The 11073-nt window shown below is 72.9% G+C and carries 8 protein-coding genes; 4 read left to right on the forward strand and 4 right to left on the reverse strand.

The window, feature by feature from the left end; translation table 11 throughout:
* Window positions 1–2: 2 nt before the first annotated feature.
* The 4 genes from ASG70_RS10975 to ASG70_RS10990 all read right to left on the reverse strand — a co-directional run bounded on the left by ASG70_RS10975 (window position 3) and on the right by ASG70_RS10990 (window position 6169).
* Entirely contained in the window at window positions 3–1352 is a 1350-nt protein-coding gene (locus ASG70_RS10975; RefSeq protein ID WP_056883818.1) for a lytic murein transglycosylase, read from the reverse strand.
* Between the two features lie 114 nt (window positions 1353–1466).
* Window positions 1467–3842: a DUF3488 and transglutaminase-like domain-containing protein gene (locus ASG70_RS10980; RefSeq protein ID WP_056883819.1), complete on the reverse strand. Its 2376-nt coding sequence runs from the start codon at window positions 3840–3842 to the stop codon at window positions 1467–1469.
* Complete coding sequence (locus ASG70_RS10985; RefSeq protein WP_056883820.1) at window positions 3839–5101, reverse strand: DUF58 domain-containing protein; 1263 nt, start codon at window positions 5099–5101, stop codon at window positions 3839–3841. The genes ASG70_RS10980 and ASG70_RS10985 overlap by 4 nt, the downstream gene beginning before the upstream one ends.
* A gap of 6 nt (window positions 5102–5107) precedes the next feature.
* Entirely contained in the window at window positions 5108–6169 is a 1062-nt protein-coding gene (locus tag ASG70_RS10990; protein WP_369818898.1) for an AAA family ATPase, read from the reverse strand.
* Window positions 6170–6576: 407 nt separating this feature from the next.
* Between ASG70_RS10990 and mraZ the strand changes: the two genes are divergently transcribed.
* From mraZ to ASG70_RS11010, 4 genes are all read left to right on the forward strand, one after another.
* Window positions 6577–7008, forward strand: coding sequence for a division/cell wall cluster transcriptional repressor MraZ (mraZ, locus tag ASG70_RS10995; RefSeq protein WP_056884158.1), 432 nt, complete (start codon window positions 6577–6579; stop codon window positions 7006–7008).
* A gap of 232 nt (window positions 7009–7240) precedes the next feature.
* Window positions 7241–8230, forward strand: coding sequence for a 16S rRNA (cytosine(1402)-N(4))-methyltransferase RsmH (rsmH, locus tag ASG70_RS11000; protein WP_056883821.1), 990 nt, complete (start codon window positions 7241–7243; stop codon window positions 8228–8230).
* On the forward strand, window positions 8227–8913 hold the full coding sequence (locus ASG70_RS11005; protein ID WP_082590499.1) for a hypothetical protein: 687 nt from the start codon (window positions 8227–8229) through the stop codon (window positions 8911–8913). The genes rsmH and ASG70_RS11005 overlap by 4 nt, the downstream gene beginning before the upstream one ends.
* A gap of 358 nt (window positions 8914–9271) precedes the next feature.
* Window positions 9272–11065 (forward strand): penicillin-binding protein 2, encoded by a 1794-nt coding sequence (locus ASG70_RS11010; protein WP_056883822.1) that lies wholly within the window; start codon window positions 9272–9274, stop codon window positions 11063–11065.
* Window positions 11066–11073 lie beyond the last annotated feature (8 nt).

Genomic DNA, 11073 nt, shown 5'->3' on the forward strand with positions numbered 1-11073 from the left:
CGTCACGTCGTGGTCGTGGGGTCTGGCGTGGTCGTCGTGGGATCCGACGTCGTGGTGGTCGGGTCAGGTGTGGTGGTGGTCGGGTCCGACGTCGTGGTGGTCGGGTCCGGTGTCGTCGTCGTGGGATCCGGCGTGGTCGTCGTCGGGTCCGGCGTCGTCGTCGTGGGATCCGGTGTGGTGGTGGTCGGATCGGGCGTCGTGGTCGTGGGATCGGGCGTCGTGGTCGTGGGGTCCGGAGTAGTGGTGGTCGGGTCCGGCGTGGTCGTCGTGGGGTCCGGAGTGGTCGTGGTCGGGTCAGGTGTGGTCGTCGTGGGATCGGGCGTCGTGGTGGTCGGGTCCGGTGTCGTGGTGGTCGGCTGGGGGGACGTCGAGGGGCTGGTCGTCGGCCCGGGCGGCCTGCTGGTGCTCGGGCGCGGAGCAGGCGTCCTCGTCCCCGGCAGGATCGCCGGCGGCGGTGGTGGCGGGGCCACCGGGAGGGTCGCGGCCTTGGCGACGGCCCGCGTGACGACCTCCGGGGTCACCGTCGCCGGCTCGGACTTCGTCGGGGCCGTAGGGCCGTGGCTGAGGACGGGGGCCGAGACCGGGCCGATGGCGACCAGGCCGTGCTTGTCGAAGTAGTCGATCCAGTCGAGCACCGCCAGCAGGTAGGGCCCGGAGTGGTTGTAGGACACGATCGCGGCGGCGAGCTCGGTCGGCTGTGCCAGGTCGCGCCCACCGGCACAGAGGTAGAGCGAGGCCGACACGACCGAGTCGTAGACGTTCTGCGGGTCGGCCTTGCCGTCGCCGTCGCCGTCGGTCCCGAAGTCGGCCCAGGCGCTGGGGACGAACTGCATCGGCCCCACGGCGCGGTCCCACTGCGTGTTGCCGTCGAGGAGCCCACCGTCGGTGTCAGGCACCCGGGCGAGCCGCCCACCCGACAGCAGCGGCCCGTACACGCCCGGGACGACGCGGTGGCCGCTCAGGGACTGCCCACCCGCGGACCCGGACTCGACCTGGGCGATGGCCGCCAGGACCTCGGCACGCAGCCGGCACGCCGGCGGTGCGCCACGGACGGCACCGAGGTACGCGTCGACGAGGGCGACCTGGACCGGCCCCGGCCCCGGTGCGCCGAGGGTGGCGCCGAGCGCCGGCGGGTGGGCGATCTGGCCGGCCACGGACACGTTGACGCTGCGTCCCTCGGTGCTCAGCGCGCCCGAGCTGAGGTCGTCGAACGCCGCCCGGCCGTCGTCGACCGACGTCCCCAGCGGGTGCACGGGCTGCGGGGAGCCCTGCGGCTCGTCCGGACCGGACGCGCCGCAGGCCGCCACCACAGCCGTGGCCGCGGCGATGACGAGGAAGGTGGGAAGTCGCATGGCCCGTCCAGCCTCGCCCCCGAGGACAGCCAGACCTACCGCCGAAAGACGTAGGCGCCGGGGTCCGCGTGACGTAGCCGCGTCCAGAGGACGGTCAGGTCCGGGTGCCCGCGGTCATCCCTTGTCGGCGCGGCGCTCCTGCCAGCGGTCCCACGGGCCCCGTACGGTGCGCACGAGCTGCTCACGCCGCTCACGCCACTCGAGCAGGCCCTCGCTGGGCCACCACGCAGCCCTGAGCCGGTCCTTGCGGCGACGCACGCCGGCGACCGCCCTGACCACGCGGTGGGTGTCCGGCCGGACGTCGGTCACCGTGGTGCCGGGGGGTGCGTAGCGCGACCGCTCCACGCCGTCGACGACCCGGATCAAGGCCTGGGACTCCTCGCCCTCGAGGTAGGCCTCGCGCTGGAAGAAGCGGCCGGCCTGGCGGGGCGTGCTGCCGCGGGGTGGGATGACACCGAGGTCGCCGAGCCGTTCGACCATCGACTGCCACTCCACCTCCACGCGGGTCGCCTCGTCCGGGGCGTCGCGCAGCCGGCGGCGCAACCGGGTCCTGGCCGCCAGCGGCACGGCCAGCGAACCCAGCACGCCGGCGACGAGGCCGATGAGCACCCAGAGCAGCGCGGTACGGGCCTGGGGGCCGAGGAACGACGAGTCGCCCGCCGAGGTGCCGGACGTGGTCGTCGGGTCGTTGGCGCCCGGGTCGTTGGCGCCGTCGGGCCGGGTGTTGGTCGGGCGCGCGGTCGCGGAGGGAGCGCTCGTGGACGGGTCGGAGGAGTCGGGCGTCGTCGGGGCGAGGGAGTAGGGCGGCGCCACCGTGTTCTGCGCCCCGGACGGCGTGGGCTCGAAGCGCAGCCACCCGACCCCGTCGAAGTAGAGCTCGGGCCACGCGTGCGCGTCGGAGGCGTGCACGGTGTAGGTGCCGCGGTCGGCGCTGCCGGGCAGGAAGCCGATGGCCATGCGGGCGGGGATGCCGCTCTCGCGCGCCATCATCACCATGGCCGTCGCGAACTGGACGCAGTAGCCGACCTTGGACCGCAGGAACAGCGAGATGGCGTCGGGCCGCTCGGACTGCCCGAAGTCGTTGGTCACCGTCTCGGGGAGCTGCAGCGAGTAGGAGAAGCCGCCGGTCTGCCGCAGGTAGTTCTGGATGGCCCTGGCGGCCTCGATGCGGCTGGCGCCCTCAGGGACGACCTCGGCGACGAGCTGGCGCACCAACGGCTCGGAGGCGGGGTCGACCTGCAGCTCAGGGGGGAGCAGGGCGCCCGTGGCCTGCTCGACCGGCTGGTCCAGCGCGCCGGACGGCGGGTTGAGCGCGAGGTAGTTGAAGCTGTAGGACCGCGCCGACCGGTTGACCGAGGCCACCGACGTCTGGCGGTCCAGGCCCCAGGCCACGCCGTCGAGGTCGCCGGAGACGAGCGGGGTGGGGGCGGCGATCTGTGGCGCCTCGATCCGCGACTCGTCCACGGACAGCCGGTAGGTCTCGCGGGGGATGCTGTCGTCGAGCTCGCGCGGCAGGTCGACCTGGGGCCGCTTGCTGTACCTCACGTCGGGGTTGTCCGGCCGCCACTGGTCGTTGGCGTAGCTCTCCAGCACCCCGACCCGCAGCGGCGTGAGCACCGGCGCGTTCGTCGTGTAGGTGAGCACCGGTGCCTTGGACGGGTTGTTGAGGCTGCGGGTGAGGTCGAGGGTCGACTTGAGGCCGATCTGCCCGTCGCTGAACCCGGTGGCGTCGGCCGAGCGGCCGAGCCCGTCGATGAGGTAGCGGGTCGGCAGGTGGGGGATGACGATGGGCAGCGCCACCGCCGTGACCAGGCCGGCGACCGCGAGCGTGCGGCCCACCGCGGCATACCCGTAGGCGCCGTCACGGTCCTCGGACGAGCGGCGGCCGCTGGTGCTCAGGGGGACCGTGGTGCTCCAGCGGCGCAGCGAGGAGATGCCCTGGCGTCCGAGCATGAGCAGCCACACGCCGCCGGCCGCCACGAAGTACATGGGGTTGAGGGCGTCACCGGAGTTGGAGGCGGAGATGAGGAACGCGGTGAGCAGCGGCAGTCCCGCCATGGCCGGGGAGCGGCGCATCACGGCGAGGTGGTCGACGATGATCGCGGCGATGGCGATGGCCAGCCCGATGCCGAGGATGATCCCGCGGTTGGTGGGCGCCGGTGCCGCGTAGTTCTGGACGGTCAGCCGTGCGTCGACCAGCAGCCGGTTGAACGTCAGCACCATGTCGAGGGTGGGCAGGCCGTGCCACAGGTGGCCGCGGCCGTAGAGCCAGCCGGAGACGAGGACCACCCCGGCGAGCTGGCCGAGCATGACGAGCACCCACGAGGTGGTGGCCATGCGCACGAGGATGCCGACCACGACGACGACGGCGATGACGGCCAGCGTCGGCCGGATCCAGGTGTTCGGGGTGAACAGGGTCGACAGCGGCCAGGCGACCACGGCCGACGCGGCGCCGGCGAGCAGCGACTCGGGGACGCGACCGCGGCTCATGCCACACCCACCCGGGCGGTGCCACCGGACAGGACGCCCCACACGGAGGCGAGCTCGTCACCCGACCCGACGACGGCCACGCTCCACCCGGCTCCGCGCAGGACCGGTACGCAGGCCATCTCCGACGGCGCGCCGGTGCGCCGTCGGCGGGCGGCGCCGAACCCGTCCGGGTCGAGCACGACCGCGAGCGCGGTGCCCCCGGGCTGGCGCAGTGACGCGACCCGGCGGGCCAGCTCCTCGTCGAGCTCGGTGACGACGGCCAGGACCAGGCCGCCCGAGGCCGTGACGGGGTGGGCGGCCTGCAGGACGTCGGCGAACTGGTCGTCGGAGCCGGGCTCGGCCATGGCGAGCACGTCGAGCAGCGGGTCGACCTCGATCGAGGCGGAGGCGCGGCTGTCCTCCGCGGTCTCGTCGGTGACCAGGTGCACGGCATACCCCTGGTCGAGCAGGTGCACCCCCACCGAGGCGCACGCGGTCACGGCCCACTCGAACGAGCCGGAGCTCCCCGAGCCGTGGTGGCCGCGCGCCCGGGAGTCCAGGACGATCGCTGCACGGCGGCGGGCGGGGCGGTCCTCCTGGCGGACCATGAGCTCACCGGTCTTCGCCGTGGCGGGCCAGTGGATCCGGCGCAGGTCGTCGCCGTCGCGGTAGGACCGGATGGAGACGTCGTCCTCGCCGTGCAGGGCGACCATGTGCGGGATGACCCCCTCGGCGCCGACGCCGCTGCCCGGCGGCTGCCCGCCGCCCAGCGGCAGGATGCGGGGGAGCACGAGGATGTCGCTGGACCCTGAGATGGCCGCGACCCGGGTGCTCAGCCCGAACGGGTCACGCAGGCGCACCCCGAGGGGGCCGAGGCGGTGGCGGCCACGCACGTGGGAGCGCACCGTGTAGTGGACCTCCTGCCGCTCGCCGCGCCGCAGCCGGGGCACGACGAACCGGGGACGGTCACCGAGTGCGTAGTCGAGCTGCTCCTCGGCCATGAGCAGCGGGCTCGCCGCGCCGCCGGCGTTCTCGATGGCCAGCGTGACCACCGACTGCTCGTCGACCTGGATGCGGCCGGGCACGGCAGTGCGCTCGAGGGCGAACCGCAGGTCGTGCCGTCGCATGAGCAGGCCGCTGAGCAGGGGGAGGGCCACCAGGAGGACGCCGATGCGGGTGAGGTCGGTGAACCCCAGCCCGACACCGCACAGCACCAGGGTGGTCCCGGCGGCGACGAACGCCCGGCCGCGGGTGGTGAGGAGGTCGCGGAGCCTGCGCACGGCGCCTCAGCGCCCGGCGGCCGGGACCGGCACCCGCCGCATGAGGTCCTGCAGGACCTCGGCGGTGCTGCGCCGGGCGAGCTGGGTCTCCCCGGTGGGGATGACGCGGTGGGCGAGGACGTTGACGACGATGGCCTGGACGTCGTCGGGCAGCACGTGGTCGCGGCCCTCGAGCGCTGCGTGGGCCCGGGACGCCCGCAGCATGTGGAGGGTCGCGCGCGGTGACGCCCCGAGCCGCAGTGCGGAGCTGGACCGGGTGGCCGCCGAGAGGTCGACGACGTACTGCTTGATGGCGTCGCTGGTGAACACCGAACGCACCGCGCGCACCATGGCCGAGACGGTCGCCGCGTCGGTGACGGCGGTCAGGGTCTCCAGCGGCGACACCTGTCCGTGCGTGTCGAGCATGGCGACCTCGGCGCGCGAGGAGGGGTAACCGAGGGAGATGCGGGCCATGAACCGGTCGCGCTGGGCCTCGGGCAGCGGGTAGGTGCCCTCCATCTCGATGGGGTTCTGGGTCGCCATGACGATGAACGGCTTGGGCAGGTCGTAGGTCTGTCCGTCGACCGTGACCTGGCCCTCCTCCATCGACTCCAGCAGCGCGGACTGCGTCTTGGGCGAGGCGCGGTTGATCTCGTCGCCGACCACCACGTTGGCGAAGATCGCGCCCGGGCGGAACTCGAAGTCGCGCACGTCCTGGTTGAAGACGCTGACACCGGTGATGTCGCTGGGCAGCAGGTCGGGGGTGAACTGGACCCGGCGGACCGAGCAGTCGATCGACCTGGCCAGGGTCTTGGCGAGCATCGTCTTGCCCACGCCGGGGACGTCCTCGAGCAGCAGGTGGCCCTCGGCGAGCAGCACGGTGATGGCGGTGTGCACCACGTCGGGCTTGCCCTCGATCACCGAGTTCATGGCCCGGGCGAGGCGTCCGGCGACCTCGGTCACCTGGCTCAGCGAGGCGGGGGAGCCGGCAGGGAGCGAGAGCAGGCTCTCGGGTCCGGCCGGTGCGCCCGGCGCCGTGCTCGCTGCGCCCACCGGGCCGTTGGTCTGGTCCTCGTACCTACCTTGCACCGGCTGTCCCTTCGTCGGGTCCCCTGCGGCGGGTCCCATCGTCGGGGGTGCCTCGCTGCGCCCCCGCGGATGTTCCTGATCTTTCCCCACAACGCCCCACCGGGACAGCAGGTATGCCGTCTCGTGACCTGGGATCGCTGCTCCGGGCAACGGCCGAGCCCCTCCAGAGGTGCCCGCGAGCGTGGTGGGAGCGCCCGCGCGGTGGGCGCGACCGGGTCGTCGGCCGTCGAGGCGCCGACCGAGCTCAGCGATCCACCACTTTGCACCACCACTGTGACCTGCAAAAACAGCCAAACAGATGACCTCAAACGCCGGAATGGGGTGCCTGTGGGGGTCGTGGTGGAGTAAAGTGGTGGAATCCAGAGGGCCGTGGGGCCCGAGCACCGGCGGCAGGGGAGGTGGGCACCGTGTTCCTCGGGACGCACAGCCCCCGACTCGACGACAAGGGCCGCCTGTTCCTCCCCGCCAAGTTCCGCGAGCGCATGGCCGGCGGCCTGGTGGTCACCCGTGGCCAGGAGCGCTGCCTCTACGTCTTCCCGATGCAGGAGTTCGTCCGCGTGACCGAGCAGATGCAGTCGGCGCCCACGACGAGCAAGGCCGTCCGCGACTTCACCCGTGTCTTCCTCTCCGGCGCCTCCGACGAGGTCCCCGACAAGCAGGGCCGCGTGACCATCCCGGCCAACCTGCGCGCCTACGCCGGGCTGACCCGCGACTGCACCGTCATCGGCGCCGGCTCGCGCGTCGAGGTCTGGGACACCGACGCCTGGAACGCCTACCTCGAGAGCACCGAGCAGGGCTTCGCCGACCAGTCCGAGGAGGTCATCCCCGGACTGCTCTGAACCACCGGACCGGAGACGCCCCTGTGGCCAGGTCTCCAGCCGCTTCGCTTCCCGGGACGACTTCCCCCGTCCCGGGCCGCACACCAGGAGCGGATGGGGACCTGACCGCAGGGTCACCCGGACCGCACGACCCCGTAGCACCCCGCAGCGCAGCACCACCGCACAGCAGCACTCGAAGCACCCGCACCACTACTTCGCACCACCCAGCACCGAGCACCACAGGAGTACGTCGATGAACTCACGAGGAATGGCCGCCGACCGGCACGTTCCCGTGCTCCGCGACCGCATCGTCGAGCTGCTGGCGCCCGCCCTCACCGAGCCCGGCGCGGTCTACCTCGACGGCACGCTCGGCATGGGCGGCCACGCCGAGGCCGTCCTCGAGGCCTGCCCGCAGGCGCGCGTCGTCGGCATCGACCGCGACCAGGAGGCCCTCGCGCTCGCGGCCGAGCGGCTCGCCCCGTACGCGGCCCGCACCACCTTCGTCCACGCCGTCTACGACGAGGTGCCCCGGGCGCTCGCCGAGGCCGGTGTCGACCACGTCGACGCCAGCCTCTACGACCTCGGCGTCTCCTCCCTGCAGCTCGACGAGGCCGACCGCGGCTTCTCCTACAGCCAGGACGCACCGCTGGACATGCGCATGGACCAGACCACCGGGGTCACGGCCGCCGACGTGCTCAACACCTACGGTGCGGCCGAGCTCGAGACGATCCTGCGCGAGTACGGCGAGGAGCGGTTCGCCCGCAAGATCGCCGCTGCCGTCGTGCGCGAGCGGGAGAGCGAGCCGTTCACCACCTCGGCCCGGCTCGTGGAGCTGCTCAAGAAGGTCGTCCCGGCCGCCTCGCAGAAGAGCGGCGGCCACCCCGGCAAGCGGACGTTCCAGGCGCTGCGCATCGAGGTCAACTCCGAGCTGTCCGTCTGGGCGCAGGCGCTGCCGCGCGTCATCGACGCGCTCGGCGTCGGTGGCCGCGTCGCCGTCCTGTCCTACCACTCGCTCGAGGACCGCATCACCAAGCGCGTCTTCGCCCAGGGCGCCAAGGGCAGCAGCCCCGAGGGCCTGCCCGTGGAGCTGCCCGAGCACGCGCCGTACCTGCGCCTGCTCACCCGCGGGGCCGAGGAGGCCTCCGCGCAGGAGCAGTCCGCCAACCCCCGATCTGCCTCGGTGCGCCTGCGCGCCGCCGAGCGCACCCGACTTTCCACAGCAACGAAGGGACAGCACCGATGAGCCAGCAGACTGCGACGGCGAGGGTCGCATCTCGGGCCCCCCTCCGGCGGCAGGCACCGCCCCAGCCCCTGCGCGTCGTGCCGGCCGCTCTCGGCCAGCCGGGCAACGGCCTGTTCGCCGCCCTGTGCATGACCATGCTCGTGGCGGGGCTCGTCGGCCTGCTCATGCTGAACACCGCGATGGCGGAGGGCTCGTTCACGCTCCACCGGCTCCAGGCCACCTCGGGCGAGCTCACCGACACCCAGCAGGCCCTGACCCAGGCCATCGACGCCCAGCGCAGCCCGGCCAACCTCGCTGCCCGCGCCGCCAAGATGGGGATGGTGCCGGCCGACTCGGCGGCGTTCCTGCGGCTGTCCGACGGCAAGGTCCTCGGCGTGGCGAGCCCGGCGAAGAAGCAGCCCGGCTTTACCGTGGTGACCGCTCCGCAGGCCTCGTCCTCGAAGGCTGCGAAGGCCAAGGACACCGCGCCGAAGGCGTCGGTCACCACCAAGGGGGACGTGACGACCACCACCGAGAAGGTCACCAAGCCCGACGGCTCGGTCGTCACCACGGTGACCAGCGTCGACGCCCGCACCAAGGCCACCACCAGCACGACCACGACCACCCCGGCAACGACGTCGGGGGCCGGGGCGGCCCAGCCGTCGGCCGGGACGCCGGCGGACGCCGCCACGCCCAAGCCCTGACGCACGACAGCACGCAGCACCACCCGACCCAGACACGAGGTACCCAGTGACGCAGACCCGAGGCACCGGCCCGGGAGCCCCACGCCCTCGTGCCGGCACGGGGGCGCCCACGGGTACGGCGCCGCGTCGCCGCCCGGCGCCGGGTGCAGCCAGGGGCGCGACGCAGCGTGCGGCCCAGGGCAAGGAGCGGGCCGCGGCGGCCAGGGCCGGTCGCCCCTCGGGTCGACCCGCCCCCGCAGGCGCCCGTCCCACGGGTGCCGGGGCACCGCGACGCACCGGACCCAGGCCACCGGCGGCACCGCCGCGTCGCCCGGTCGGGCGCAAGGTCAGCCTCGACGGCTCCAACCCGCGTCGCCGCATGCGGACGATGACCGTGGCCGTGCTCTTCGTGTTCAGCATCTTCGGCGCGCAGCTGCTGCGGCTGCAGGGCTTCGACGCCTCGGCGGTCTCCAAGGACGCCCAGACCAACCGCACCACCACGGTGCCGCTGCTGGCCATGCGCGGCTCCATCCTCGACCGCAACGGCACGATCCTCGCCTCCAGCATCGAGCGGCGCACGGTGACCGTCGACCAGACGGCCGTGCCGGAGTACGTCAAGAGCGTCGACGGGGTCCGCACCAAGGTGGGCGTCGCCGGGGCCGCCGAGGACCTCTCGCCGCTGCTGAACATCCCCGTCGACCAGCTCACGCAGGACCTCACCGGGACGGCCAAGTACCGCGTCCTCGCGCGGAACATCACCCCGCTCAACTGGCGCAAGATCTCCGAGCTCGGCGTCAACGGCGTCTACTCCGAGGCCACGTCCGACCGCAACTACCCGACCTCCACGGCCGCCGCCTCGCTCGTCGGGTTCCTGCGCTCGGACGGCACGGCCGGCGGTGGCCTCGAGGTCCTCGAGGACGGCGTCCTCAAGGGCAGGGCCGGAAAGACGATCTTCGAGCACTCCCAGGACGGCCGGGCCATCCCCAACGCGCGTCAGGAGACGATCCCGCCGGTCGAGGGCAAGGACGTCAAGCTGACCCTCGACTCCGACCTGCAGTGGTTCGCCCAGAACGCCGTGGCGCAGAAGGTCAACGAGACCAAGGCGTTGTCGGGCACGGTGGTCGTCACGAACGTCAAGACCGGTGAGCTGCTCGCCGTCGCGTCGTACCCGACGTTCGACCCCAACCAGCCGGGGCAGGCCAGCGAGAACTGGACCAACAAGGCGTTCAACGACGTCTACGAGCCGGGCTCGACGGGCAAGGTCATCACGGCGTCGGCGGCCATCGAGGAGGGCGCCGTCACGCCGTCCACCGTGGTCGAGGTGCCCAACCGCATCCACCGCTCGGGCACCGAGTTCAAGGACAGCCACGACCACGCCACCGAGTACCTCACCTTCGCGGGCGTCCTCGCGCAGTCCAGCAACATCGGCACGATCCTGGCCGGCGAGAAGGTCAAGGCGTCGACGATGTACAGCTACTTCAAGAAGTTCGGCCTCGGCGCCACGTCGGGGATGGGCTTCCCGGGTGAGGGCCCGGGCCTGCTGACCAACGTCAAGGACTGGAACGGCTCGCAGCGCTACACCGTGCTCTTCGGGCAGGGCCTGTCGGTCAACGCCCTGCAGGCGGCCGGGGTCTTCCAGACGATCGCCAACGACGGCGTGCGGATCCCGCCGCGCATCGTGGCCGCCACCAGCGACGGCCACGGCGGGTTCACCCCGGCGCCCAAGGCCCAGGGCATCCGGGTGGTCTCGGCCACGACCGCCAAGAAGGTCCGCGACATGCTCGAGGGAGTCGTCGGCAAGGAGGGCACCGCGCCCGAGGCCAAGATCCCGGGCTACCGCGTGGCCGGCAAGACCGGCACCGCCGACCGCTACGACGCCAAGGTGGGCGGCTACTCCGGCAAGACCGCGAGCTTCATCGGGTTCGCCCCCGCCGACGACCCCGAGATCGTCGTCGCGGTGACGCTCCAGCGCCCCATCAAGGGCTACTTCGGTGGCGCCGTCGCCGGGCCTGTCTTCAAGGACGTCATGACCTACGCCCTGCAGGAGCTGCAGGTCCCGCCGACCGGCACGAAGTCCCCGGTGGTCCAGGTGAAGGCAGCTGAGACCCCGGCCAAGGACGACCCGTCGGTGCTGCGCGACCACCAGTCGGGCACGTCCGGCCTGCGGCGCTGACGGTAGGC

Source organism: Phycicoccus sp. Soil748 (assembly GCF_001428025.1).
Classification (GTDB): domain Bacteria; phylum Actinomycetota; class Actinomycetes; order Actinomycetales; family Dermatophilaceae; genus Pedococcus.

Excerpts from the sequence above, each read along its gene's own strand:
- ASG70_RS10975 (WP_056883818.1), bottom strand. The coding sequence starts at position 1,352 with ATGCGACTTCCCACCTTCCTCGTCATCGCCGCGGCCACGGCTGTGGTG.
- ASG70_RS11005 (WP_082590499.1), top strand. The coding sequence starts at position 8,227 with ATGAGCCAGCAGACTGCGACGGCGAGGGTCGCATCTCGGGCCCCCCTC.
- ASG70_RS11010 (WP_056883822.1), top strand. The coding sequence starts at position 9,272 with ATGCGGACGATGACCGTGGCCGTGCTCTTCGTGTTCAGCATCTTCGGC.
- rsmH (WP_056883821.1), top strand. The coding sequence starts at position 7,241 with ATGAACTCACGAGGAATGGCCGCCGACCGGCACGTTCCCGTGCTCCGC.
- ASG70_RS10980 (WP_056883819.1), bottom strand. The coding sequence starts at position 3,842 with ATGAGCCGCGGTCGCGTCCCCGAGTCGCTGCTCGCCGGCGCCGCGTCG.